This window comes from Pseudomonas sp. GL_139_B, from assembly GCF_057834475.1.
On record NZ_CM174403.1, the window covers coordinates 704,551 to 729,500 of the forward strand.

Below are 24,950 nucleotides of genomic sequence, written 5' to 3' on the forward strand. Positions count from 1 at the left end.
GGAGTCTATCAGGCGTTGCAGAGTCTGTCGGCTCAGGAAGGTTGAGCCGTTACCCGATTTAGCTGATCACGCTGGGCAACCCAATGCTCGATCAGGTCACGCAACTGCGACAGCTCCACCGGCTTGGCCATGTGCCCGTCCATGCCAGCCTGACGCGCTCGCTCCTTGTGCTCGGCGAGGATGTGCGCGGTCAATGCCACCACCGGTGTGCGGGTTCGCTGGTTGCCGACTTCCCAGGCGCGTAGCTGTTGGGTGGCAGAGAAGCCATCGAGGATCGGCATTTCGCAGTCCATCAACACCAGGTCGTAGCGTTGGGCCTTCATCGCCTGCAAGGCTTCTTCGCCGTTGCTGGCGGTGTCCGGTTGCAGGTTGAGCTTGCCGAGCATGCCGCGAATCACCTTGGTGGAGATCGTGTTGTCCTCGGCCACCAGGATGCGGAAGTCACTCGGGACCTTGACTGGAAGCGCTGCGCCAGCGGGCAGAGGATACAAAACGGCCGGGCCTTTGTTGCGCTGATTCAGCTCGTCCGCGAGGGTGGTCTTGAGGGTGTAGCCGGCCACGGGTTTGGCGAGGATGCGTTTGATTCCGGAGTTGCGCGCAATGATCTTGCTCGGCGCATTGCTGATGCCGGTCAGCATGATCAGCAGAATGTCGTGATTGAGGCTCGGGTCTTCCTTGATCTTGGCCGCCAGTTGCATGCCGGTCATGCCGGGCATGTTCTGGTCCAGCAGGACCACATCGAAGTAATCACGCAAGTGGGCCTTGGTACGCAACAACGCCAGGGCTTCCTTGCCAGAAGGCACGGCACTGACGTTCAGGCCCCAGGCGCTGCATTGTTGCACCAGCACTTTGCGGCAGGTGTCGTTATCGTCCACCACGAGTACGCGCGCACCTTGCAGCGGACCATCGAGGTCGCAGGTCGGGTGCTCAAGTCGGTCCGGGTCCAGGGGGAGCGTCAGCCACAAGGTGCTGCCCTGGTTGGCGCCGGTCTTGATGCCGAACTCGCCCTGCATCAGACGGATCAGCTGACGAGCGATCACCAGCCCCAGATTGCCGCCCAGACTTGTCGCCGAGAGGAAATGCTTACTGTGCAGTTCAGCGTGCATCAGGGCATCGCGCTCTTCGGCTTCCATCGGTACACCGCTGTCCTGCACGGCAATGCGCAGTCGTGGTTTGGCACTGCGTTCATCAAGGGCGACGACAATCAGAATTTCGCCTTCGTCGGTTTTCTTCAGTGCGTTTTCCAGCAGGCTCAGCAGGGTCTGGCGCAGGCGTGTAGGGTCGCCGCTGATGACACGCGGCACTTGCGGCTGGATGAAGCTGATCAGCTCGACATTCTGCTGCTCGGCCTTGGCGCGGAAGATACTCAGGCAGTCTTCGATCAAGGCGTTGAGGTCGAACTGTACGTCGTCCAGCTCGATCTGCCCTGACTCGAGCTTGGAGATGTCGAGTATCTCGTTGATCAGTGTCAGCAGTTCGTTGCCGGCGCTGTGGATGGTCTGCACGTAGTCGCGCTGTTTGACCGACAGGGGAGTGCCCAACAGCAGCTCGGTCATGCCCAGGACACCATTCATGGGGGTACGAATTTCATGGCTGATTTTCGCCAGGAACTCGGCCTTGGCGTTGATCTCGGCGTTGCTGGCGGCCAGGTCGCGACTGACGCTGAAGCGATCTTCCGTGATTCTGCGCTGACGTTCGCTCAGGGCGATGCTCATCAGCAGGCCGCTAATACAGATCAACACCAGAAGCGTAGTGATCAGTCCTTGCGGTGCGACCAGCGTCAATCCCATCAGTGCGGGCAGCATGATCAGGGCGCCAATGTTGAACACCACCATCGCCGCGACGAAAAACCGCGCCGGGCGATAACCTTTTTGCCAGTGATAGGCGCTGACGAACAACATGCTCAAGCCTGCCAGAGCAACCAGGGCGTAGGTAATGATGTTCAGCGGCAGGGTGTTGACGAACAACAACAGCAGGCCGCAGGCGACGATGAGCAGAATGTCCGCAAGCAGCAGTTTGTTCAGCGGGTGAGGGCCGAGCGGGGCGAAGAAGCGACAGGCAAGCATCAGGCCGCTCGGCGCGGTCAGCAATAACGCGAGGTAGGCGCCCGGCGCCTGGATGGCGTGCCAGTTCGGCAACCATGGCCCGGCCAGGTTCAGCAGCAATAGCAGACTAAGCATTAACAACCCTTCACACCAGGCCAGCCAAAGGCTGCTGCGCGAACGGGTGTAGGCGTAGCGCACGAAGTTGTGCAGGATCAGCATGCAAAGGCAACCGAACAGCAGGCCGTAAATCAACGTCTGGTTCTGATCTGCCGCGGTCGTGATCGCCGATTGCAGGGTGATGTAAGGTCGCAACTGATGGTCGGAGACCAGTCGCAGGTAAACATCAAGGGGGTTGTCACTTTGCGGCAGCGGCAACATGAAGTCGCTGCTGGGCAGAGGGCGGTCAGCCTGGGGCTGCCCGGTACCGGTATTCAAATGATCGATCAGCATGTCGCCGTCGAGTACATACAGGTTGAGTGCCGACAGATCGGGTGCGAACACCCGCAGCAATTGTTCATGCTTGCCGGGGGCCAGCCTGAAACGCAGCCATAGTGCGCCCTCGGGCTCGGCCGCCGTGAGGCGATCGAGCTCGATGGGGCTGAATTGATTGATATAGCGAGCCGAACGGATGTCGCTGAGCTGCAGGTCGCCCTGTTCGTCGAGCAATACCGCCCAGCCACTGCCTTGCGCGGCCTGGGCCGGGAGCATGCAGAGCAAGGTCAGCAGAGTGACGGTGAGGCTTATGGCAATCCTGAGCCAGCGCACGGCGAAATCCCTTCGTAGGTTGATGCCAGATTATAACGATGCGCGGTGCCGGAATAGTCCGGCAAGGACCAGCGGCCCTTGCCTGGCCGAATGAATGGCCTTATTCCTGGCTTTCGCCACGTTCACGGGCAATGGCACGGTAGCCAATGTCATTGCGGTAGAAACAGCCTTCCCAGTCAATTTCGGCCGCCAGCTTGTAAGCTTGCTGTTGAGCCGCATCGACGCTGGCGCCCATGGCGGTGGCGCAAAGTACCCGGCCACCAGCCGTCACCACTTGACCGTCCTTGAGCGCAGTGCCCGCGTGGAAGACTTTGCCTTCCAGTGCGGCGGCTGCATCCAGACCGTTGATGGCCACGCCTTTGGCGTAGTCACCCGGGTAACCGCCAGCGGCCAGCACGATACCGACGCTCGGACGTGGATCCCATTGCGCTTCGACCTTGTCCAGCGCTTGCGCCAGAGCGGCTTCAACCAGCAAGACCAGGCTCGACTGCAAACGCAGCATCACCGGTTGGGTTTCAGGATCGCCGAAACGGCAGTTGAATTCGATGACTTTTGGGTTACCAGCCTTGTCGATCATCAGGCCCGCGTACAGGAAGCCAGTGTAGACGTTGCCTTCCTCGGCCATACCGCGAACAGTCGGCCAGATCACCAGGTCCATGGCCCGCTGGTGCACTTCTGCCGTCACGACCGGGGCCGGGGAGTAAGCGCCCATGCCGCCGGTGTTCGGGCCGGTGTCGCCGTCGCCGACGCGTTTGTGGTCCTGGCTGGTGGCCATTGGCAATACGTTCTTGCCGTCGACCATGACGATAAAGCTGGCCTCTTCACCGTCCAGGAACTCTTCGATGACCACGCGCGAACCGGCGTCGCCAAACGCATTGCCCGCGAGCATATCGCGTACGGCGTCTTCGGCTTCCGCCAGAGTCATGGCAACGATCACACCTTTACCGGCGGCCAGGCCGTCGGCCTTGATCACGATCGGTGCGCCTTTTTCACGCAGATAAGCCAGGGCTGGCTCGATCTCGGTGAAGTTCTGGTAGTCGGCGGTCGGGATCTTGTGGCGCGCCAGGAAATCTTTGGTGAAGGCTTTCGAACCTTCCAGCTGAGCGGCGCCAGCGGTCGGGCCGAAGCAATCAAGGCCACGGCTGCGGAACAGATCGACCACGCCTGCAACCAGTGGCACTTCCGGACCGACGATGGTCAGGGAAACGTTTTTCTCCGCGAAATCTGCAAGCTGCTCAAGGGCCAGCACATCGATAGCGACGTTCTCGCACTTGGCTTCGATGGCAGTGCCGGCGTTGCCAGGTGCCACGAACACTTTCTGTACGCGCGGATCCTGAGCCACTTTCCAGGCCAGAGCGTGTTCACGGCCACCGCTGCCAATGATCAAAACATTCATTTCAAAAACCTCGGATGACGCTAATTCTGGATGCAGCAATGAGGCTGCTTTTCTGTGGGAGCGAGCCTGCTCGCGAAAGCGGTGTGTCAGTCACATCATTGTTGGATGTGCCGCCGTCTTCGCGAGCAGGCTCGCTCCCACAGTTGATCGTCGTACTTAGTGACGGAAGTGGCGCATGCCGGTGAAGACCATGGCGATGCCGGCTTCATCAGCAGCAGCAATCACTTCCGCATCACGCATCGAGCCACCAGGCTGGATCACCGCAGTGATGCCGACCTTGGCTGCGTTGTCCAGACCGTCGCGGAACGGGAAGAAAGCGTCCGATGCCATGACCGAACCGGCTACCTGCAAGCCGGCATGTTCAGCCTTGATCGCAGCGATACGGGCAGAGTTCACACGGCTCATCTGGCCTGCGCCGACACCGATGGTCTGACGGTTTTTTGCGTAGACGATGGCGTTGGACTTAACGTACTTGGCCACTTTCCAGGCGAAGATCAGGTCATTGATTTCCTGTTCGGTCGGTGCGCGCTTGGTCACGACTTTCAGGTCATCGGCGCCGATCATGCCGATATCACGGCTTTGCACCAGCAGGCCACCGTTGACGCGTTTGTAGTCCCACGCAGCGGCGCGATCAGCCGACCATTCGCCGCAGGCCAGCAGGCGCACGTTGGCTTTTGCCGCCACGATGGCGCGGGCTTCTTCGCTGACGCTTGGGGCAATGATCACTTCGACGAACTGACGCTCGACGATGGCTTTGGCGGTTTCGGCATCCAGTTCGCGGTTGAAGGCGATGATGCCGCCGAAGGCCGATTCGGTGTCGGTGGCGTAGGCCAGTTCGTAGGCCTGACGGATACCGCCTTCGGCGTCCGGGCTCACGGCCACGCCGCACGGGTTGGCGTGCTTGACGATTACGCAGGCCGGCTTGACGAAGCTCTTCACGCATTCCAGCGCGGCGTCGGTGTCGGCCACGTTGTTGTACGACAGTTCTTTGCCTTGCAGTTGGGTCGCTGTGGCAATGCCGACTTCGGCAGGCTTGGCTTCTACGTAGAACGCCGCGCTCTGGTGCGGGTTCTCGCCGTAGCGCATTTCCTGGGCCTTGACGAACTGGCTGTTGAACGTGCGCGGGAACTCGCTGCGACCTTCAGTGCTGAGGGTTTCGGCAGCCTGATTCACGGTGCCCATGTAGTTGGCGATCATGCCGTCGTAGGCAGCGGTGTGTTCGAAGGCCTTGAGCATCAGGTCGAAACGCTGAGCGTAAGTCAGGCCGCCGGCCTTGAGGCCTTCCAGAACGCTGGCGTAATCACTGGCGTTGACCACGATAGCCACGTCTTTGTGGTTCTTGGCCGCCGAGCGGACCATGGTCGGGCCGCCGATGTCGATGTTCTCGATGGCAGTCGGCAAGTCGCAGCCAGGCTTGTTGATGGTGGCTTCGAATGGGTACAGGTTGACCGCAACCAAGTCGATCGGCTTGATGCCGTGCTCGTTCATGATGGCGTCATCGATACCGCGACGACCGAGGATCCCACCGTGGATTTTCGGGTGCAGGGTTTTCACCCGACCGTCCATCATTTCTGCGAAACCGGTGTAATCCGCGACTTCCACTGCGGCAACGCCGTTGTCGCGCAGCAGCTTGAACGTCCCGCCGGTGGAGAGGATCTCGACGCCCAGGGTTTCAAGCTCCTTGGCGAATTCGAGGATCCCGGTCTTGTCGGAAACGCTGATCAAGGCGCGGCGGATCGGCAGGCGGGTAGTCTGGTCGGTCATCTCAATTTCCATCAAAAGCAAAGGAAGTCAGCAAAAAAGGCGACCGGTTTTACGCGGGCGCCTTTCTGGTTTGATTGAATGCTTACAGCAAATCGTACTGCTTGAGTTTCTTGCGCAGCGTGCCTCGGTTCAGCCCGAGCAGCTCGCTGGCCTTGGTCTGGTTGCCCTTGACGTAGTTCATCACGCACTCGAGCAGGGGAGCCTCGACTTCGGAGAGCACCAGGTTGTACACATCCGTGACGGCAGCGCCCTCAAGGTGGGCGAAATAATTGTGCAGCGCCTTCTCGACACTCCCGCGAAGGGTCTGACCTTCTTCGCTCGGCGTATTGAGGTGCTGTTTCAAATTTACGTTGTCGCTCACGGGTGTAGTTCCACTCACTAAAGTCTCGGTCATCATCGTCATGCGGCCACCCCTTTTTCGTCCCCTGTCAGGCTCTTGTAACGTTCGGCGAAGAAGCCCTGAACGTTGGCGCATTGTGCTTCCGTATCTTCCAAACGATTGAAGTGGGCGCGAAACTCCCTGGCGCCCGGCAAGGTTGCGAGATACCAGCCCACATGCTTTCGAGCGATACGGACACCCATGACATCTCCATAGAAGACGTGCAGGGCGGCCAGATGCTCTAGCAGAATGCGTTCCACCTCGATCAATTCCAGCGCCGGAAGTTTTTCGCCGGTACGCAGGAAATGCTCGATCTCACGAAAAATCCATGGCCGCCCTTGGGCAGCCCGGCCTACTAACAAACCATCGGCACCGGTCGCGTCGAGCACGTATCGGGCCTTTTCAGGCGAATCGATATCGCCGTTGGCAAAGACTGGAATCGACACCGCCTGTTTGATCGCGGCAATGGTGTCGTACTCGGCTTCACCGGTGTACAGATCGGCACGGGTGCGGCCATGGACCGCCAACGCCGTAATGCCTGCCTGCTCGGCGATCTTTGCCACCGTCAAACCATTCTTGTTGTCCCGGTCCCAGCCGGTACGGATTTTCAGGGTTACCGGCACATCAACCGCAGCCACGACGGCCTGCAGGATCTCGGTGACCAATGCTTCATCTTTCAACAGCGCAGAACCGGCAGCCTTGTTGCAGACCTTTTTCGCCGGACAACCCATGTTGATATCAATAATCTGCGCGCCTAGTTCGACGTTGGCCCGGGCCGCGTCCGCCAGCATCTGCGCATCACCACCGGCGATCTGCACCGAGCGTGGCTCGGGATCACCTTCGTGAATCATGCGCATACGCGACTTGCGGGTGTTCCACAAACTCATGTCGCTGGTGACCATTTCCGAGACAACCAGCCCCGCGCCCAATCGCTTGCACAGCTGACGAAAGGGTTGGTCGGTGACTCCCGCCATCGGGGCGAGAATCAAGCCGTTTTGCAATGTATATGGACCGATGCGTACCGCCGACATAGGACTTCCCTGTTGTGGGGCCGGATCATTAGAGTTCGAAAAAGGGTTGGCATGATACCCGCTCTCGATGACTGGATAAAGGCTGAATTGAACAAAATCTGAACAGTTATGCGGTTATTACCAGCGGTCAGGTATGGACGGTACCCGTCAGAAATCTGCCGCCAAGCCTGTATCGGTAAGGCGTTTCACTCGGGGGAGTGGAAGCTCAGACTGTAGTTCACCGCTTTGGCGCCCGGGTCGAGAATATCCAGCGCGATGTGGATTGGCGTTTGCGGCGGCATTTCCGCCATACCTTCGAGGTCGCCGCCGAGGTACTCGCCGGGTTTGAAGCGGCGGCTGGCAATCAAGTGGCCATTAAGGTCGGCAAAGCGCAGTTCTAGCAGCGGAAAGGGCTGGGAGAACGGAGCGCGGTTGTAGATGATCGCATCGACCACCAAGGCACCACTGAATTCTGGGTGGCTGCGGACCACCAGGTTGCTGCTTTTGATTTTGGCAATGTCGACTTTGGACGGCACTGTGCAGCCGATTTTCGGGCACAGTTGCTGGAACCAGGGGCGGTACTGGTCCTGACGGGCCAGTTCGTCGAATTGGTAGGCAATGTATTGGCCTGCGAGCGCGGCGGCACCGAGCAAGACCAGAAGCAACCAGAACAACCGCCGGCCCCAGGGGGATCGACGTTTCTGCCAATCCAGTTGCAGTGGGTCATCGGTCAAGTCCTGCAGTACCTCGGCACGCACGCCTGGTTCACTGCGCTCGCGACTTTTGCGCAACGGTTCGATGGAAGGCAGGTTGTCGTCGAGCTTTTCAGTCGCCGACAGGCGCTCGTGGTTGAGGGAGGCGTCGAGTGGGTCGTTCAGGCGCAGATGGGGCACCTGGGGCTCTTCATCCAGATCAACCGGCTCCAGCGAAAACGAAGGCTCGGTTCGTGAGTGCTTGTTCGGTTCAGGTTCTGATTCCGGCTGTTCGGATTCTGCTGACTGGGCGCGGTCAGCGGCCGACTCGCTGAATAGGCTGTCGGACCATGGCTCTTCGTCTTGCTCGATAGAGTCGCGACGGGCACTGAGGCCGTCTTCGCGGTGCCGGCCCAACTCTGTGGTTGGCTGGATTTCCCGCTGTTCGAGCCGGGCGAGCTCTTCGTCCAGATCCAGACTGTCCAGATCCAGTTCGGAGGCCGTCCATTGCTTTTGGCTGATAGCACGCTGCACTGGCGGTTCAACGATGGCCGGGGTCGCCGGTTTGATGGCTTCTTTACCGGCCCGTTGTTCCAGCAATTGTTTGGCGGCGTTGAATACCTGCAAGCAGGAGCCGCAACGAACCACTCCGCGGGCCACGCTCAACTGGGCATGGCTGACGCGGAAGCTGGTTTGGCAATGCGGGCACTGGGTGACGAAGCTATCGGTCATGCGGCGATCCGGTTTATGCAGGCGTTCATTCTAGCGCCGACGGCCGGTAATGCGCACCCAGCCATCGCGATTGGCAATCGGATCCAGATCGAAGTCTTGAGCGTAGGCGGCCGCAACGTCTTCACCTTGTTCGGCCAGGATGCCGGACAACGCCAGGCGTCCACCGGGTTTGACCAGACTCGACAGTTGCGGGGCCAGGGAGACCAATGGCCCGGCAAGGATGTTGGCGACCAATACGTCCGCTTTGACCGGCGGCAGATCTTCCGGCAGATATAGCGGGAAGAGTGCTTCGGCAATGTTGTTACGCCCGGCGTTGTCGCGGGAGGCTTCCAGCGCCTGGATGTCGATGTCGGTGCCGACGGCTTCCTTGGCGCCCAGCAGCAGGGCGGCAATCGCCAGAATCCCCGAGCCACAGCCAAAATCCAGCACGTTGCAGTCTTTGAGGTCCTGGCCATCGAGCCATTCCAGGCACAGCGCGGTGGTCGGGTGGGTGCCGGTGCCAAACGCCAGGCCCGGGTCCAGCAGCAGGTTCACGGCGTCTGGCTCGGGCGCGGCGTGCCAGCTTGGGACGATCCACAGGCGCTGTCCGAAACGCATCGGCTGGAACCCGTCCATCCAGCTGCGCTCCCAATCCTGGTCTTCGATGACTTCGCTATGATGCTCGGGCAGCGGGCTTCCGGTCAGCAGCTCAAGATGGGCCAATACGCTGGCAGCTTCGGTGCCGCCTTCGAACAGGGCCAGCAGGTGGGTGTGCGACCACAGTGGCGTGGTATTGAGTTCTGGCTCGAAGATCGGCTGATCTTCGGCGTCCATGAAGGTCACCGACACGGCGCCCACTTCAAGGAAAGCGTCTTCGTAGGTTTCGGCTTGTTCTGGGCTGATGGCGAGACGGACTTGCAGCCAAGGCATGGCGGGCACCTTTGAAAATATTGATTGCAGCCTAGCGGGCTGCGAGAAGCGCGCAAGTTTACGCGAGCGCGGAGGTTTTGTGGGAGTCGCTTGGCGTTCATCGCCGCGAGGTTCCTGAATGACACGGAACCTTGTGGGAGCGAGCCTGCTCGCTCACACAGGGGGGCAGGGGCGATAGCTCCGATGAAATGTCCAGAAACAACAAAGCCGCCCGAAGGCGGCTTTGTTGATCGGGTCGAAGCTTAGTGCTTCTCGCCTGCCAGCTTGTGCTCAAGGTAGTGGATGTTCACTCCACCTTTGCAGAAGCCTTCATCACGGACCAGATCGCGGTGCAGCGGGATGTTGGTCTTGATCCCGTCGACAACGATTTCGTCCAGCGCATTGCGCATGCGCGCCATGGCTTCTTCACGGGTTGCGCCGTAGGTGATCAGCTTGCCGATCAACGAATCGTAGTTCGGCGGAACGGCATAGCCACTGTACAGGTGCGAATCGACGCGAACGCCGTTGCCGCCTGGTGCGTGGAAATGCTTGACCGTGCCCGGGCTCGGCATGAAGGTTTTCGGGTCTTCGGCGTTGATTCGGCATTCCAGGGCGTGACCGCGGATCACCACGTCGTCCTGGGTGTACGACAACTTGTTGCCAGCGGCGATGCTGAGCATCTCCTTGACGATGTCGATGCCGGTGACCATTTCCGAAACCGGGTGCTCTACCTGCACACGAGTGTTCATCTCGATGAAGTAGAAGTGGCCGTTCTCGTAAAGGAACTCGAAAGTGCCGGCGCCACGGTAGCCGATGTCGATGCACGCCTTGACGCAGCGAGCGAGGACTTCCTGGCGTGCTTTCTCGTCGATGCCCGGTGCCGGCGCTTCTTCGAGAACCTTCTGGTGACGACGTTGCAGCGAGCAATCGCGGTCGCCCAGATGGATGGCTTGGCCCTGGCCGTCGGAAAGTACCTGGACTTCCACGTGGCGTGGGTTGGTCAGGAATTTTTCCAGATAGACCATCGGGTTGCCGAACGCCGCGCCAGCTTCAGTACGGGTCAGTTTTGCGAAAGAAATCAGGTCTTCTTCTTTATGCACAACGCGCATACCGCGACCACCGCCGCCGCCAGCGGCTTTGATGATCACCGGGTAACCGACTTCGCGACCGATGCGCAGAGCGGTTTCTTCGTCTTCTGGCAGCGGGCCGTCGGAACCTGGAACAGTTGGAACACCGGCAGCGATCATGGCGTGCTTGGCCGATACCTTGTCGCCCATCAGGCGAATGGTGTCGGCTTTCGGGCCAATGAAGGCGAAGCCGGAGTTCTCGACCTGTTCAGCGAAATCAGCGTTTTCCGCAAGGAAACCGTAGCCTGGGTGAATGGCGGTAGCGCCGGTCACTTCAGCTGCGGCGATGATTGCCGGGATGTGCAGGTAAGAGTGCGCGGCCGAGGCAGGACCGATGCAGACGGATTCGTCTGCCAGGCCCAGGTGCATCAGCTCTTTGTCAGCCTTGGAGTAAACGGCGACAGTCTTGATGCCCATCTCTTTGCAGGCACGCAGGATCCGCAGGGCAATCTCACCGCGGTTGGCGATCAGAACTTTTTCCAACTTCGCAGTCATCAAAGTTTCTCCGCGGTTCAAACGATGGTGAACAGCGGTTGGTCGTACTCAACCGGCTGGCCGTCTTCGACGAGGATGGATTCGATCACACCGCTGGTTTCAGCTTCGATGTGGTTCATCATCTTCATGGCTTCGACGATGCACAGGGTGTCGCCTTTCTTCACGGTCTGGCCGACTTCAACAAACGAAGGCGAGGATGGCGAAGATTTGCGATAGAACGTACCGACCATCGGCGAACGGGCAACGGTGCCGTTCAGAGCAGGCGCGGCCGGAGCAGCAGGTGCAGCGGCAGCGGCAACCGGAGCAGCAGCAACAGGCGCTGGTGCCGGAGCGTGCATTGGAGCCGGTGCGTAGTACTGCTGAGCCGGGGTTTTGCTATGACGGCTGATGCGTACGGACTCTTCGCCTTCCTTGATCTCGAGCTCGTCGATGCCGGACTCTTCCAGCAGTTCGATCAGTTTCTTAACTTTACGGATATCCATGAATCATCAACTCCCAAGGGTCGGTCAGGGGCGTTTAACGCTTGTAGTTCAAGCCGTTGCCTGTGTTTCAAGCTGTTCTAGTGCAGCCTCCAGGGCCAGTCGATAACCGCTGGCGCCAAGGCCGCAGATCACTCCCACCGCTACGTCGGAGAAGTAAGAGTGATGGCGGAATGGTTCGCGTTTGTGCACGTTGGACAAATGCACTTCGATGAATGGGATGCTCACCGCCAGCAGCGCGTCACGTAATGCGACACTTGTGTGCGTAAAAGCTGCTGGATTGATCAGAATGAAGTCCACACCTTCACCGCGAGCGGCATGGATGCGGTCGATCAATTCGTACTCGGCGTTGCTTTGCAGGTGCAGCAAATGATGGCCGGCTTCTCGGGCGCGGCGTTCCAGGTCCTGGTTGATCTGCGCCAGTGTCGTAGCGCCGTAGGTGCCCGGTTCACGGGTGCCGAGCAAGTTCAGGTTGGGGCCGTGCAGCACCAATAGGGTCGCCATCTGCAGTTCCTTGTTATCTGTGGGCAAGTGTCAGAACCCGGCGACTATGCCGCAAAGCCTTTGTGACTGTCCAGTTCTATGCAATAGCCAGCACGATAGCCGATGTTTGCGCGAAATATGTGACCGGGTGTTTAAATCTGGTCATTTGCATGCGCAACACGTTTGGCGAAGTCTGCGGCATTGATCTCGCCGATCACTCGTACGTCCGCACGTTCAACGCCGTCCTTGCCAAAAAACATCAAGGCGGGAGGGCCGAACAATTTGTATCGGTCGAGCAGGGCGCGTTGCTCGGCATTGCTGGCGGTGATGTCGAAACGCACCAGTCGATAGCCTTGCAGGCGCTCAACGATTTTTGCGTCCTTCAGGACTTCGCGGTCGATGACTTTACAGCTGATGCACCAGTCGGCGTACCAGTCGAGTAGCAGCGGGGTACCGGAGGATTGGGCGTCGGCGAGCACGCGGTCCAACTCGGATGGCGTGCTGATGGTTTGCCAGGTTCCGTTGTTTTGCGATGGCTCGGTACTCGCAACCGCCCGCGATTGGCCAATCGGGTTGAGCGGATCGGTCTGGCCGCTGAAGGCTCCGAACCAGCACGCCAACGCGTAAAACAGCAGGAACATTCCGAGTAATTGGCCGAGGCGTTTTCGAGGCGGTTTGTAGACGAACTCCAGCGCGCCCATGAACAAGCCGACTCCGCCAGCCAGCAAGCCGATCAGCAGCAAGGTGATCTGGCCCGGCAGTACTCGGCTGAGCAGGCCGATCGCCAATCCCAGCAACAACACCCCAATGGCGTTTTTCACATAGACCAGCCACGGCCCGCTTTTCGGCAACCAGGCCGCGCCACCGGTGGCCACCAGCAACAGCGGCGCGCCCATGCCGAGGCCGAGCATGAACAGTTTCAGTCCACCACCCAACGCATCGCCGCTGGCGCTGATGTACAACAGCGCGCCGGCCAGGGGCGCGGAAACGCAAGGCGAAACCAGCAGGCTGGACACTACGCCCAACACCGCGGCGCCCCACAGGGAGCCGCCTTCAGTGCGGCCGGCGATGCGATCCAGACGACTGCTGATGGCGTGTGGCAGCTTGAGTTCGAATACGCCGAACATCGCCAGGGCAAACACCGCAAAGAACGTCGCAAACGGCACCAGCACCCAGGCTGATTGCAGGCGCGCCTGTAGATTGAGTTGCGCGCCAAACATCCCCATCAGCGCACCGAGCAGGGCGAAGCACGCGGCCATCGGCAGCACGTAGGCCAAGGACAGGTTGAAGCCGCGCAAACCTCCGACCTGACCACGCAGCACCACACCGGAAAGGATGGGCAGCATCGGCAGCACGCAAGGGGTGAACGTCAAACCCAAACCGGCGAGGAAGAACAGTGCAAGCTCGCGCCAGCCAACGCTTTGCGCGGAGGTCGGGGCGCCAACGCCCTCAATGCTCAGGCGCTCGGTTTCCGGTGGATAGCACAGGCCTTTGTTGGCACAGCCCTGATAGGTCACGGCCAGTGTGAAGGCGCGTTGATCGGTGCGCGGTATTTCTACGTCAACAACGCCGTGATAAACCTCAACGTCGCCGAAGTACTCGTCGTGCTTCTGTTCGCCCTTGGGCAGTATTGCGGCGCCCAGGCTGATATCGGCCGGATCTGCGCGAAACTGGAAGCGATGCCGGTAAAGGTAATAACCCTCGGTGGCGACGAACCGCAGCCTGATCGACTGCGGCGTGCTGTCTACCAGGCTTAATTGAAAGGCTTCGCGCACTGGCAGAAAGTCAGCGCTGTTGTTGATCGCGCCCAGGGTGGAACTGGGCCGGGTGTCCAGCAACCCGGTGGCAGTTGCTGGCAGGGCGAGCACTAAAAGCAGCAGGCAGAGCAAACGGCGCATGACAATCTCGCGTATCGGAATTGGGGGCATGATAGCGGACGGCGGGCGGGTGTGCAGGGTAGGGAATTTTGTGGTGAGGGTTCTGGCGCTGTCGCGAGCAGGCTCGCTCCCACAGGAGGACGCATTCCAATGTGGGAGCGAGCCTGCTCGCGATAGCGGTCTGTCAGACACGAAAGGCCTGAACGGCCGTACGCAGCCGACCGCCCAGCACCAAAAGGTGCTCCCCTTGCTCACGCCCTTCACCAATGCGCAGCAAGTTATCCCCACCCAATTGGTGAATTCGCTCGCTGTGGTCGCGAATTTCGCTGACCGCGCCGCTCTGCTGGGCGGTGACATCTGCAATGCGTACGGCGGTGTCGGAAATGGTCTGGATAGCCCCGACGATTTTATCCAGTGCCCCGTCGGCCGCTTGCGCTTGATTAGCCGTGGCTTCGGCGTGTTCAACCTGCGCACGCATGCCCTCCACGGATTGACGCGCGGCAGTTTGCAGGCCGGCAATCAGCGTCTGAATTTCGGCCGTGGCCCCGGCGGTGCGTTGCGCCAGTGAGCGAACCTCCTCCGCCACCACCGCAAACCCTCGACCCATTTCCCCGGCGCGAGCCGCTTCGATGGCGGCGTTCAGGGCCAGCAGGTTGGTCTGGTCGGCAATCGAGCGGATCACCGTCAGCACGCCGCCGATGGTCGCCGATTCTTCGGCCAGGTGCTCGATCATTTGCGCGTTATTCTGCACTTCACCCACCAGCGCATGCAGGCCGGTAAGGCTCAGGCCGATGACTTTCTGGCCGTGCGCAACCGCCAGGCCGGCATGACGACTGGCGTCGGCTGCCTGGCTGGCATCGCCGGCGACCTGTTGAATCGTCGCTTCCAGTTCACCGAGGGAATCGCGGATCAATGCTGTGTCGCCTGCCTGATGTTCGGCGCCGCTGTGCAGGTCATTGCTCAAATCGGCCAGGGTTCGGCTGCTGCCGGCGACTTGTTCGGCGTTGAGACGAATGGTCCCGACCAGATCCGCCAGATAGGCACGCAGGCGATTGAGTGACGCTTGAATGTCATGCAGTTCGCGATTGGTATTGCCCAGTTCGATGTCCCGGCTGAAGTCACCTTCTGCCCAGGTAGACAGGGCTGGCGCCAGATTGGTCAGGGTTCGGGCCAGACGCCGTTGCAGGGTGTCTATGAGTAAAGCGATCAGCAGGATGAGCCCGATCATCACACCCTGCATCAATCGCACTTCGCCTTGGATCTGGCCGTGCTGGGCGCGGACCACGGGTTCGAGTCCGGCAATGGCTTGCTGCACGGCGGCGATTTTCAGGTGCGTGGCGGCGCTCAGTTCGGTGCGCCTCTGGATTTGATCGCGGGTGCGCGACAGTTCGGCCGGGTAGCGCGTGAGCAGGCTGTTGAGTTCACGCTTGAGGCCGACTCCCGCATCTTCGGCGGCCGCTTTCTCGCTGTTCTCCAGGCCCATCATCGACGCGAAATCATCGGTGTTCGATTCACTCTTGGCGGTGACGCCGAGCAGCGGCAAGCTGCCCAGCAACTCCGCCTGAGTACGAATGTTGGCCACTTCGCGTTCGACGTCGGCGGCCAGTTCGCTGCGGCCACTGCTGACCAGTTTGTCCCGTGCCAGGGACAGCCTGCCCAGGTGTTGAGAGGCGGCGAGCAGCGGCGTCAGGTAAGACACGTCAGCGCGGGCGTATTGACTGAGTTGGTCGAGGCTGGCACCGAGCTCGCGTTCGGCTTGCAGCAGCAGTGCCTGCGGGTCGCCCGCGAGTTTGCCGGCGGCCAGCAGATCGGTTTTGCTGAATTCATCCAGGTTCGACAGGCTCGGGCGCAAGGTGTCGGCCAGTGCCGGTGGCAACTCACCGAGCTCCTTTTGCAGGACGTCAATGGCCTGGCTGGCACTGCTCAGGCGCAGGGCATCGCCACTGGCGAGGTAGTCCTCGATATTGCGCGCGACGTCATTCTGAAATTGCCGGGACAGCCCCAGGTAACGCTCCATCAACAGATAAGGGCGCTCCAGGGCATTTTGCGACCACCACAGTGTGGCGCCAAGGGCTACGCACACGGCGACTAAAAGGAGGGTGTTGAGATTGGTCAGCAACTTCAGGCGCATAGCGGGTCTACCGACGGCAGAATGGTAAGCGCCTGAATTTATTGCGTTTGTGTTACAGGGTTGTGACGAGATCGGTGGATTCCGATAAAAAAGTGGCACTTTGCCGTGATGTTCGCGCCGCCTGAACACGATTGCGTCCGGCGTCCTTGGCGCGGTATAGCGCCTCATCCGCCTGGCTGGCCATCATCAGGCTGTCGGAGTGCTCGCACAGTTCCACCACGCCGGCACTAAAAGTGCACCAAAGGTCTTGAGGCTGGGCAGGGTAGTGAATTTCGGCAAAGCGCTGACGAATTTCATTCAGCACTGCGTAAGCCGATTCGAGATCGGTGTCCGGCATGACGATCGCGAACTCTTCGCCGCCATAGCGGCCGATGAAGTCGGTCTTGCGCAAGCGTTGCTTCAAGAACAGCGCCAGGCTCTTGATTACCCGGTCGCCCATGGGGTGGCCATGGCTGTCATTGACGCGTTTGAAGTGGTCAATGTCGAGCATCGCAAAGCACAGCGGCTTGCTCTCGCGGCGGGAACGGAAGCTGCAGTCTTCAAGCAATTGCAAAATGTGCGTGTGGTTATACAGGCCGGTAAGGCTGTCGCGGACCATCCGGGCTTTCAGGTTGCGCGCCCGTGCCGCGCGGTTGCGTACGGTGGTAATCAGGTGGCGCGGCTTGATCGGTTTGGTCAGGAAGTCGTCGCCGCCTTCGCTCATGGCGTCGAGCTGCTTGTCCAGATCGTCTTCGGCCGACAGGTAAATGATCGGCACGCTGACATAACGGTCGTTGTGACGAATCACCTTGGCCAATTCCGTACCGGTACAGGTCGGCATGTACATGTCGAGGATGATCAGGTCAGGCTGGAAGTCCGACAGTTCGGCCATGGCCTGAATCGGATCGATCAACGTGCGCGTGACGATCCCGGCGCTGTTCAGCAGGCGTTCGGTGTGCAGGGCCTGGGCGCGGGAGTCGTCGATGATCAGTACTTTATAAGGTTCGTACTGAGCGACACAGGTCAGGACTTCGATTTTCTCCAGCAGGCTCGAAGCTTCCAGGGTGCCGGTGAGAAACTCCTGGCCACCGGCACGCACGGCAGCGAGGCGAGTCGGGGTGTCGGTTTCGTGAAGGCTGAAGAACAACAGCGGCAGGCGATGATCGAGACCTTCCTGGGCTTCGGCGGCCAGTTTCAAGCCGATGCCGGCACCACTGAAGTCCACGTCCATGACGATCGCCGCGGGCAAGCGCTCGACCATCGAAGAACGGAACGCGGCAACGCTGTCCAGGGATTGAGCGCTGAGTCCGAAAAACTCCAGTTGCTTGGCCAGGCGCTCGGCACGGTCGTGATCTTGCAACATCACATAGATCGGTTTGCGCAAAGGTGGCAGTAAGGTGTGTTCGAGCTGATCGCCATGGCGCAGGCCGGTGCGCGACAGGCGCTGCATCAAGCGATTGAGATCGGTGATCAGCCCGCTGCTCAGGCGTCCGCGATTGGCGTCGACAGCCTCCAACGATTGGCCGATGTGGTGCGCCAGTTGGGTATGTTCCGGTTGCTCGAAACGCTCGGCAAACCGCAGCAGGCGCAGGTTGGCCTCGCTCAGTTCCGATAAGTCGGCGGTGGACCACTCGCTGCGTTGCAGGCGCTGCCAGATCTCAAGAATTTGACGTGCCTGATGAATTACCCGCTGGGCAAAGTGGTGCTTGAGGCGCTCACGGCTGGGGTCTTCTGGCTCGGTCATATCCTGACTACTAGTTAGGGTAAATGCTGAGATCGACTGGTGGCCCTATGCTAGCACCTCTTTTCGATGGGATGAGAGTCGTACGGCAATTATCTGTTAATCAGCCTTATTCAGTTTGTGACCGGTTGGTCGGATAGGCTCGCGGCTGCGCTTCATCTATAGTGGCCGTCGATCGCAGTCATTGTGTGGCTCGCTGTTTCCCGGCGGATTTAATACGCAGCAAAACGAGGCACGATGCCGTAGGGTTGTGGTCGAACCGATGAACTCAAGTGATTGAAAGGATATCGCCATGCTGGACTGGAAGAACCGCGCGGGCAGCGCACCTGAACGTGCTGCTGAACCTAAATCGGCCACCCGCAGTTACTTTGGCGGCCTGCTGTTCAGCCGGGCGCTGGCCACGCTGATCGGCCTTTATCTGCTGGTTACGATTGCCCTGGGTTGGTACTGGAGTGCTGAGCCTGCGCTGTTCCCGGTCCAGCAAAATGCCCAGATCGCTGCCGAAAAAGAAGGCAAGCAGATGGTCATCGGCTATACCACGGTGGAAACTCTCAAAACCGTTGCCGGGACGTTGCTGCACAAGCCGGGTGGCTACATTTCCAACGACCGTTTCCCGCCAGGCCTGTGGATGGACAACATGCCGAGCTGGGAATATGGCGTGCTGGTCCAGGTCCGCGACCTGAGCCGCGCGCTACGCAAAGACTTCGCCCGCTCCCAGTCGCAGTCAGCCGAAGACGCCGATCTGGCCAAGGCTGAACCGCGTTTCAACTTCGACAACAAAAGCTGGGTGCTGCCTTCCAGTGAGTCCGAATATCAGGAAGGCATCAATTCCCTGAGCCGTTATCAGGCGCGTCTGTCCGATCCGAACCAGAAAAGCGCGCTGTTCTATGCCCGCGCCGACAACCTGAACAACTGGCTGGGTGACGTGGGTACCCGCCTGGGTTCGCTGTCACAACGCCTGTCGGCCAGCGTCGGCCGGGTCAAACTCAACACCTCGTTGAAAACCGAAGTCCTCGCGCCGGGGCAAGTGCCTCAGGTCGACGAAGAAATCGTCGAGACGCCATGGATGCAGATCGACAACGTTTTCTACGAAGCCCGTGGTCAGGCTTGGGCGCTGTCCCATCTGTTGCGCGCCATCGAAGTCGACTTCGCCGATGTATTGGCCAAGAAAAATGCCACGGTCAGCGTGCGTCAGATCATTCGGGAGCTGGAAGCTTCTCAAGAGCCGGTCTGGAGTCCGATGATCCTCAATGGCAGCGGCTTCGGCGTGCTGGCTAACCACTCGCTGGTCATGGCCAACTATATTTCCCGCGCCAACGCAGCGGTGATCGATCTGCGTCAATTGCTCAATCAGGGCTGAGTCATGGTCGATAGCTCTAAAGAGGCCGCTCATCGCGCGGCCTCGGATGCCGAACAGATCGCCTGGGTCGACGAACAGGACAACCTGCTCGGTGCTCTGGTCCGTTCTGACTTGCGTGAACGCGGGCTGATCGGGCGCGGCACCTACATCATGCTGTTCAACTCGGCTGGTGAACTCTGCGTGCACCGGCGTACCCTGAGCAAAGCCATTTATCCGGGGTATTGGGATGTGGCAGCAGGGGGTATGGTGCTCGCCAGCGAAACCTATACCGAGTCGGCCGCCCGCGAGCTCGAAGAAGAGCTGGGTGTGAGCGGTGTGGAACTGACCGCTCATGATCACTTCTTCTTTGAAGACACCGGCAACCGGCTCTGGTGTTCGGCGTTTTCGGCGGTGTGGGACGGGCCATTGATCCTGCAGCCGGAGGAGGTGCTCGAAGCGCGCTTCATCCCCATCGATCAGGTCATGTTGGAAATCCAGCAAAAGCCTTATTGCCCGGACTCTCTGGCCGCATTGAAGCGCTATCTGCGCGCTCATCAGGATGACGTCGCAAAAGAGCTGTAAATTGGCGCCGTTTGGCTCTTAGCAAGTCGGCTTTTTGCCGTTACACTGCGCGACCTTTTCAAGCTGAACCGGCATGCCTGGTTCAGTAGCGCTGCCCCTGCCTGAGTGGGGCTTCGCGGTCGATGGCGGCTTCCCAAGTCGCCGCGACCAGTCTTTGTCCTCCCAAGAGGATTGCCGGTGGCCAAAAAAGCCGCATCCTTCGCCGCCCTTGGTGGCCTGGTATTTTCCACCGACGCAGGTCGTCATTGCCCGGATTGCAGTAAACCGGTGGACGCCTGTATCTGCAAACAGACCGTTATCCCGGCCGGCGACGGCATCGCTCGCGTGCGTCGCGAAAGCAAGGGCCGTGGCGGCAAGACGGTGACCACCATCACCGGCGTGCCGTTGGCCGAAGACGCGCTCAAGGAACTGGCCACCACGTTGAAGAAGCGTTGTGGCACAGGCGGAGCGTTGAAAGACGGGATCATTGAAATCCAGGGCGATCATGTCGAGCTACTCTTGGGCGAGCTGATCAAACTCGGTTTCAAAGCGAAGAAGTCCGGCGGCTAGCAGCCTCTGTGAAAACCACCCTCGGCTTGATCCAGTCCTGACAACGGTTCTGGCGTCGTCTACATGGTTTTCACAGAGCCTGTTCTGACCGGTTTCTAAACTCAAACCTGAATGTGAGGTCTATCGCCCTTGCATGCAGGCTAATCGTCATTTTCATTCTTTAGACTGCGCCGGCCTGAACCCAGGCGACGCTCTATGACTTCTTTATAGGGGACTTCAATGTCCGTACGACGCACACGCAAAGACGATGGCAGCCAATGGACAGTTGCGGACAGCCGCAGTGTTTACGGGATTCGCCATTGGGGGGCCGGGTATTTCGCGATCAATGACGCCGGTCGCGTCGAAGTTCGTCCGAACGGTCCGACCAGTTCGCCTATTGATCTGTTCGAGCAAGTCGACCAATTGCGCAAAAGCGGTTTGTCCTTGCCATTGCTGGTGCGTTTCCCGGATATCCTGCAAGACCGCGTGCGTCAGCTGACCGGCGCCTTCGATGCAAACATCGAGCGTCTGGAATACCAGAGCAAGTACACCGCGTTGTACCCGATCAAGGTGAACCAGCAAGAAGCGGTGATTGAAAACATCATCGCCACCCAGGACGTTTCCATCGGTCTGGAAGCCGGCTCCAAGCCTGAGTTGCTGGCCGTGCTGGCGCTGGCGCCGAAGGGCGGCACCATCGTTTGCAACGGTTACAAGGACCGTGAGTTCATTCGTCTGGCGCTGATGGGCCAGAAGCTGGGTCACAACGTCTTTATCGTGATCGAGAAAGAATCCGAAGTCGGCCTGGTGATCGAAGAAGCGGCGGCGCTGAAGGTCAAGCCTCAGGTCGGCCTGCGCGTACGTTTGTCGTCCCTGGCCTCGTCCAAATGGGCGGACACCGGCGGCGAGAAATCCAAATTCGGTCTGTCGGCGGCGCAATTGCTGTCGGTGGTCGAGCGTTTCCGCGCCGCTGGCCTGGACCAGGGCATCCGCCTGCTGCACTTCCACATGGGCTCTCAGATCGCCAACCTGGCGGACTACCAGCACGGTTTCAAGGAAGCGATTCGTTACTACGGCGAACTGCGTAACCTCGGCCTGCCGGTGGACCACATCGACGTGGGCGGCGGTCTGGGCGTGGACTACGACGGTACGCACTCGCGTAACGCCAGTTCGATCAACTACGACATGGACGATTACGCCGGTGTCGTGGTCGGGATGCTCAAGGAATTCTGCGACGCGCAGAACCTGCCGCACCCGAACATTTTCTCCGAAAGCGGCCGCTCCCTGACCGCTCACCATGCCATGCTGGTGGTGCAAGTCACCGACGTCGAGAAACACAACGACGACGTGCCGCAGATCGACAACAAGGAAGAGCTGCCGGAAACCGTGCAATGGCTGGTTGACCTGCTAGGCCCGACCGACATCGAGATGGTCACTGAAACGTACTGGCGCGCGACGCACTACATGAGCGATGTGGCCTCCCAGTACGCCGATGGCAAGTTGACCCTGGCGCAAAAAGCCCTGGCCGAACAATGCTACTTCGCCGTATGCCGTCGCCTGCACAACTCGTTGAAAGCCCGTCAGCGTTCGCACCGTCAGGTGCTCGACGAACTCAACGACAAACTGGCCGACAAGTACATCTGCAACTTCTCGGTGTTCCAGAGCCTGCCGGATACCTGGGCCATCGGCCAGGTCCTGCCGATCCTGCCACTGCACCGTCTCGACGAAGAGCCGCTGCGTCGCGCCGTACTGCAAGACTTGACCTGCGATTCCGACGGCAAGATCAAGCAATACGTCGACGAGCAGAGCATTGAAACCAGCCTGCCGGTGCATGCTCTGAACGAGGGTGAAGACTACCTGCTGGGGATCTTCCTGGTCGGTGCTTACCAGGAAATCCTCGGCGACATGCACAACCTGTTCGGTGACACCGATTCGGTGAACATCTATCAGAACGCCGACGGCAGCGTGTACCACGCCGGTATCGAAACCCACGACACCATCGAAGACATGTTGCGTTACGTGCACTTGTCGCCGGAAGAGTTGATGACCCACTACCGCGATAAGTGCGCGAGTGCTCGCATCACTGCTGCCGAGCGCACCCAGTTCCTCGACGCATTGCGTCTGGGCCTGACCCGTTCGTCTTATCTGTCTTCGTAAGGTAAGGCTCTGCTCTCATCAGGTTGTCTGAAAATGTTCCGCACGTTGCGGAAATTTCAGAGGACCTGGTGAGACGCGTCTTTGTTTTACAGCGAAATGACTCACATCCACGTCTATCCCTGCGACGTGGTCTTCTTTTCGCGTAGGCCGTTTCCTAAGTTGTATTTCGGCACTCTACTCGGCCAACTCTCTCAGAGAGAATCCCCGGCCGCCCCTCCTGTAGAGAATCGCCGATGTTCGATCCAGTCAACGAGCCGTCATTTCGTCTGGATGTAGCGGGTCTGCCCGATGCCTTTGAGGTCTTGGCCTTTACCGGCAGTGAAGCGATCAGCGAACCCTTTGAGTTCAACGTGGATGTGCTGATCGATGATCCGGCGCTGGACTTGGCAATCCTGTTGTACCAGCCGGCCTTTTTGCATTTCGGGCCTGCGGGGAACGGTATTCACGGGGTGCTGCATGAACTCGTCCAGACCGGGCATGGCGTACTCCCCAGGCTTTGTCGTGTAAGCCTGAGGCCGAAACTGGCGTGCCTGGCGTTGCGCTCCAGCCAGCGTATGTTCAGTGACCGTTCGGTACCGGACATCCTCGACCAGGTGCTCAAGGAGCATGGCATTGCCGGCAAGGATCGGCGTTTCGAGCTGACCGGCGATTACCCTCCTCGGGATTTCTGCACGCAGTACCAGGAGTCGGATCTGCAATTTTTCCAGCGACTGTGTGCGCAAGAAAGACTTCATTATCACTTCGAGCACCACTGGAGCGGTCACTGTCTGGTCATTGCTGACGAGCGAGGGCACGATCGGTGTGGCGCGCAAATGGTCTATGCGTCCGACACCGGGCAACCAGGCGTGCATCAGTTCACGCTCCATGGTCGCGCTCAGGCTGCCGAAGGTCATACGAACCTTATGACGCTGCGCAGTGGTCAGTGTGTTCCGATGAAGGGTCATCCGTGTGCCGACTGGAATCGCCTTTGGTTGCTGACCCATGTCGAGCATCAGGGTGGACAACTGCCGGCGTTTACGTACAGCAACCAGATACGTGCGGTGGCCGCAGCGTTGCCTTATATGCCGGCGGGTTTGGCCACGGGTCCCAGGATGCATAGCTTGCAGCGGGCCTGGGTGGTCGAGGTCGCAGAGCCTCAACCCGACGCGTCCCGGCCCGTAGCTGTGCAGTTTGACTGGCTCTATCAGGGCGAAGGCGCGGTACCCAGCCATTGCTGGTTGTCGATAGCGCCTGAATTGCGCGACGCGCTCGTCCTGCCGTTGAGTGAAGGCATTGAGGTGCAGGTGAGTTTTATCGAAGGCGATCCGGATCAACCGCGGATCACCGGGTTTCTTTCCGGCAGACCCGTTATCCAGACGTCGGGCGCGCCCGAACTTCAACCTGCTGCGGTGGCAGACGACAACGTGTCGGTCGAGAGATTGTTGCGTTTGTTGCAGTCCAGTGAGCCGTTGGTTTTGCTATGTCTGCTACCCGGAGGGGGCAGCTTCGTTCATTGCAAACAAATCTTTTGTGCTTGCCGGGCAGCGACGCAGCTTGATCAGAGCGGTGCGGCATGATTGCCGTCCTGGCTCCCGAAGCAACCTCGCAATGGCTGTTGCTCGATGCACCGGGCGCACCCCGGGCCGTTACGGCGCTGCGACAGCAAATTGCCCACGTCCGACAGTTCTGGCTGTTTGACGACACTGAATGGCAGCCGATGAGGGAGCACGGGCCGGTGTTGGTCGAACTCAACGGATGCCCTGCGCTAGCCGAACGGTGCCATTGCGAACCCCAGTTCTGGAGCGGTTTGTGGCTGGTCAGTGAGGCATCATCGTCGCAGTTGCTCGAACATCTGCGACGCATGCTCACCGTCACTGTTGGCCTGCATCACCGCGCCTTGCTGAGTTACTACAACCCCCACACGGCCAGCTACTTTTTCGATGCGTGCGATGCTGTGGAGCTAAGTCGTTGGTTCGGTCCGATCAGCCGGCTGCGCTGGTTCGGAGGGACCTGGGCTGACCGCGCAATCGGCTGTCAGGGCTGGCAGCAGTTGTTCAATCCGGGACTGGCGGTCGAACCGCTAGGCATCGAGGAAGACCTCAGTGTGCGTCAGCGCGACGCTTTACAAACCTGCCTGCTGGAGCAGCATGCCTGGCGCTGGAGCCAATCCACTGGTTGCGATTACGCCCGTCTTTGGTCCCATCTGCTGGAGGGGCTGGCGCTGGGTTTCAGCGAGCGGCCGGTGCTCGATGGCTGGTTGTGGCTACGTTTACAGCACCCCGGCGCAAAGCCTGAGCTGCCATTGTCGGGCACCACCCAGCGGGAGCGTCTCGATAGCCTGCGCAACCTGTGGCAGAACGATCAACGCTGAGAGGACCCTGAGCC

19 protein-coding genes are annotated in these 24,950 nt (G+C 59.8%); 6 read left to right on the forward strand and 13 right to left on the reverse strand.

Annotated elements, in window-relative coordinates; genetic code table 11:
- Positions 1 to 32: 32 nt before the first annotated feature.
- From AC3ISI_RS03065 to AC3ISI_RS03125, 13 genes are all read right to left on the reverse strand, one after another.
- Positions 33 to 2,810 (reverse strand): hybrid sensor histidine kinase/response regulator, encoded by a 2,778-nt coding sequence (locus AC3ISI_RS03065; protein ID WP_489335427.1) that lies wholly within the window; start codon positions 2,808 to 2,810, stop codon positions 33 to 35.
- A gap of 100 nt (positions 2,811 to 2,910) precedes the next feature.
- On the reverse strand, positions 2,911 to 4,206 hold the full coding sequence (gene purD, locus AC3ISI_RS03070) for a phosphoribosylamine--glycine ligase (protein ID WP_489335428.1): 1,296 nt from the start codon (positions 4,204 to 4,206) through the stop codon (positions 2,911 to 2,913).
- A gap of 156 nt (positions 4,207 to 4,362) precedes the next feature.
- Positions 4,363 to 5,970 (reverse strand): bifunctional phosphoribosylaminoimidazolecarboxamide formyltransferase/IMP cyclohydrolase, encoded by a 1,608-nt coding sequence (gene purH / locus AC3ISI_RS03075; RefSeq protein ID WP_489335429.1) that lies wholly within the window; start codon positions 5,968 to 5,970, stop codon positions 4,363 to 4,365.
- 82 nt (positions 5,971 to 6,052) lie between these two features.
- Positions 6,053 to 6,373 carry a DNA-binding transcriptional regulator Fis gene (gene fis, locus AC3ISI_RS03080; RefSeq protein WP_007907419.1) on the reverse strand — a complete coding sequence of 107 codons (321 nt, stop codon included), beginning with the start codon at positions 6,371 to 6,373 and terminating at the stop codon, positions 6,053 to 6,055.
- Positions 6,370 to 7,380: a tRNA dihydrouridine synthase DusB gene (dusB, locus tag AC3ISI_RS03085; RefSeq protein ID WP_150779736.1), complete on the reverse strand. Its 1,011-nt coding sequence runs from the start codon at positions 7,378 to 7,380 to the stop codon at positions 6,370 to 6,372. Before dusB ends, fis begins: the two co-directional genes overlap by 4 nt.
- A gap of 185 nt (positions 7,381 to 7,565) precedes the next feature.
- A complete protein-coding gene (locus AC3ISI_RS03090; RefSeq protein ID WP_489335430.1) occupies positions 7,566 to 8,783 on the reverse strand; it encodes a DUF3426 domain-containing protein in 1,218 nt (405 codons plus the stop codon).
- A gap of 30 nt (positions 8,784 to 8,813) precedes the next feature.
- Complete coding sequence (gene prmA, locus AC3ISI_RS03095; protein ID WP_489335431.1) at positions 8,814 to 9,692, reverse strand: 50S ribosomal protein L11 methyltransferase; 879 nt, start codon at positions 9,690 to 9,692, stop codon at positions 8,814 to 8,816.
- A gap of 242 nt (positions 9,693 to 9,934) precedes the next feature.
- On the reverse strand, positions 9,935 to 11,293 hold the full coding sequence (gene accC, locus AC3ISI_RS03100) for an acetyl-CoA carboxylase biotin carboxylase subunit (protein WP_489335432.1): 1,359 nt from the start codon (positions 11,291 to 11,293) through the stop codon (positions 9,935 to 9,937).
- 17 nt (positions 11,294 to 11,310) lie between these two features.
- Positions 11,311 to 11,775, reverse strand: a complete 465-nt coding sequence (accB, locus tag AC3ISI_RS03105; RefSeq protein WP_489335433.1) for an acetyl-CoA carboxylase biotin carboxyl carrier protein — start codon at positions 11,773 to 11,775, stop codon at positions 11,311 to 11,313.
- Positions 11,776 to 11,823: 48 nt separating this feature from the next.
- The gene (aroQ, locus tag AC3ISI_RS03110; protein ID WP_223515185.1) at positions 11,824 to 12,276 is read right to left on the reverse strand and encodes a type II 3-dehydroquinate dehydratase; all 453 of its coding nucleotides are present in this window, start codon (positions 12,274 to 12,276) and stop codon (positions 11,824 to 11,826) included.
- Between the two features lie 131 nt (positions 12,277 to 12,407).
- Positions 12,408 to 14,153: a protein-disulfide reductase DsbD gene (locus AC3ISI_RS03115; protein ID WP_489335434.1), complete on the reverse strand. Its 1,746-nt coding sequence runs from the start codon at positions 14,151 to 14,153 to the stop codon at positions 12,408 to 12,410.
- A 163-nt stretch (positions 14,154 to 14,316) separates the two neighbouring features.
- Positions 14,317 to 16,431, reverse strand: coding sequence for a methyl-accepting chemotaxis protein (locus tag AC3ISI_RS03120; RefSeq protein WP_489335435.1), 2,115 nt, complete (start codon positions 16,429 to 16,431; stop codon positions 14,317 to 14,319).
- The gene (locus tag AC3ISI_RS03125) at positions 16,316 to 17,986 is read right to left on the reverse strand and encodes a diguanylate cyclase (protein WP_489335436.1); all 1,671 of its coding nucleotides are present in this window, start codon (positions 17,984 to 17,986) and stop codon (positions 16,316 to 16,318) included. The genes AC3ISI_RS03120 and AC3ISI_RS03125 overlap by 116 nt, the downstream gene beginning before the upstream one ends.
- A gap of 289 nt (positions 17,987 to 18,275) precedes the next feature.
- Between AC3ISI_RS03125 and AC3ISI_RS03130 the strand changes: the two genes are divergently transcribed.
- The 6 genes from AC3ISI_RS03130 (at position 18,276) to AC3ISI_RS03155 (ending at position 24,936) form a co-directional block, all read left to right on the forward strand.
- On the forward strand, positions 18,276 to 19,343 hold the full coding sequence (locus AC3ISI_RS03130) for a DUF2333 family protein (protein WP_489335437.1): 1,068 nt from the start codon (positions 18,276 to 18,278) through the stop codon (positions 19,341 to 19,343).
- A gap of 3 nt (positions 19,344 to 19,346) precedes the next feature.
- Positions 19,347 to 19,904 (forward strand): NUDIX hydrolase, encoded by a 558-nt coding sequence (locus tag AC3ISI_RS03135; RefSeq protein WP_489335438.1) that lies wholly within the window; start codon positions 19,347 to 19,349, stop codon positions 19,902 to 19,904.
- A 177-nt stretch (positions 19,905 to 20,081) separates the two neighbouring features.
- A complete protein-coding gene (locus AC3ISI_RS03140; RefSeq protein WP_027921891.1) occupies positions 20,082 to 20,453 on the forward strand; it encodes a translation initiation factor Sui1 in 372 nt (123 codons plus the stop codon).
- 219 nt (positions 20,454 to 20,672) lie between these two features.
- Positions 20,673 to 22,586 carry an arginine decarboxylase gene (gene speA, locus AC3ISI_RS03145; protein WP_489335439.1) on the forward strand — a complete coding sequence of 638 codons (1,914 nt, stop codon included), beginning with the start codon at positions 20,673 to 20,675 and terminating at the stop codon, positions 22,584 to 22,586.
- Positions 22,587 to 22,819: 233 nt separating this feature from the next.
- Positions 22,820 to 24,142 carry a contractile injection system protein, VgrG/Pvc8 family gene (locus tag AC3ISI_RS03150; protein ID WP_489335440.1) on the forward strand — a complete coding sequence of 441 codons (1,323 nt, stop codon included), beginning with the start codon at positions 22,820 to 22,822 and terminating at the stop codon, positions 24,140 to 24,142.
- Entirely contained in the window at positions 24,139 to 24,936 is a 798-nt protein-coding gene (locus AC3ISI_RS03155; RefSeq protein ID WP_489335441.1) for a DUF4123 domain-containing protein, read from the forward strand. The genes AC3ISI_RS03150 and AC3ISI_RS03155 overlap by 4 nt, the downstream gene beginning before the upstream one ends.
- Positions 24,937 to 24,950 lie beyond the last annotated feature (14 nt).

What these genes read in the sequence shown, in the direction of transcription:
- prmA (WP_489335431.1), bottom strand. Translation starts at nt 9,692, where the DNA reads ATGCCTTGGCTGCAAGTCCGTCTCGCCATCAGCCCAGAACAAGCCGAA.
- speA (WP_489335439.1), top strand. Translation starts at nt 20,673, where the DNA reads ATGTCCGTACGACGCACACGCAAAGACGATGGCAGCCAATGGACAGTT.
- accC (WP_489335432.1), bottom strand. Translation starts at nt 11,293, where the DNA reads ATGACTGCGAAGTTGGAAAAAGTTCTGATCGCCAACCGCGGTGAGATT.
- AC3ISI_RS03125 (WP_489335436.1), bottom strand. Translation starts at nt 17,986, where the DNA reads ATGACCGAGCCAGAAGACCCCAGCCGTGAGCGCCTCAAGCACCACTTT.
- purD (WP_489335428.1), bottom strand. Translation starts at nt 4,206, where the DNA reads ATGAATGTTTTGATCATTGGCAGCGGTGGCCGTGAACACGCTCTGGCC.
- AC3ISI_RS03090 (WP_489335430.1), bottom strand. Translation starts at nt 8,783, where the DNA reads ATGACCGATAGCTTCGTCACCCAGTGCCCGCATTGCCAAACCAGCTTC.
- aroQ (WP_223515185.1), bottom strand. Translation starts at nt 12,276, where the DNA reads ATGGCGACCCTATTGGTGCTGCACGGCCCCAACCTGAACTTGCTCGGC.
- AC3ISI_RS03150 (WP_489335440.1), top strand. Translation starts at nt 22,820, where the DNA reads ATGTTCGATCCAGTCAACGAGCCGTCATTTCGTCTGGATGTAGCGGGT.
- AC3ISI_RS03120 (WP_489335435.1), bottom strand. Translation starts at nt 16,431, where the DNA reads ATGAGGCGCTATACCGCGCCAAGGACGCCGGACGCAATCGTGTTCAGG.
- dusB (WP_150779736.1), bottom strand. Translation starts at nt 7,380, where the DNA reads ATGTCGGCGGTACGCATCGGTCCATATACATTGCAAAACGGCTTGATT.
- purH (WP_489335429.1), bottom strand. Translation starts at nt 5,970, where the DNA reads ATGACCGACCAGACTACCCGCCTGCCGATCCGCCGCGCCTTGATCAGC.
- AC3ISI_RS03115 (WP_489335434.1), bottom strand. Translation starts at nt 14,153, where the DNA reads ATGCGCCGTTTGCTCTGCCTGCTGCTTTTAGTGCTCGCCCTGCCAGCA.
- accB (WP_489335433.1), bottom strand. Translation starts at nt 11,775, where the DNA reads ATGGATATCCGTAAAGTTAAGAAACTGATCGAACTGCTGGAAGAGTCC.
- fis (WP_007907419.1), bottom strand. Translation starts at nt 6,373, where the DNA reads ATGACGATGATGACCGAGACTTTAGTGAGTGGAACTACACCCGTGAGC.
- AC3ISI_RS03155 (WP_489335441.1), top strand. Translation starts at nt 24,139, where the DNA reads ATGATTGCCGTCCTGGCTCCCGAAGCAACCTCGCAATGGCTGTTGCTC.
- AC3ISI_RS03130 (WP_489335437.1), top strand. Translation starts at nt 18,276, where the DNA reads ATGCTGGACTGGAAGAACCGCGCGGGCAGCGCACCTGAACGTGCTGCT.
- AC3ISI_RS03135 (WP_489335438.1), top strand. Translation starts at nt 19,347, where the DNA reads ATGGTCGATAGCTCTAAAGAGGCCGCTCATCGCGCGGCCTCGGATGCC.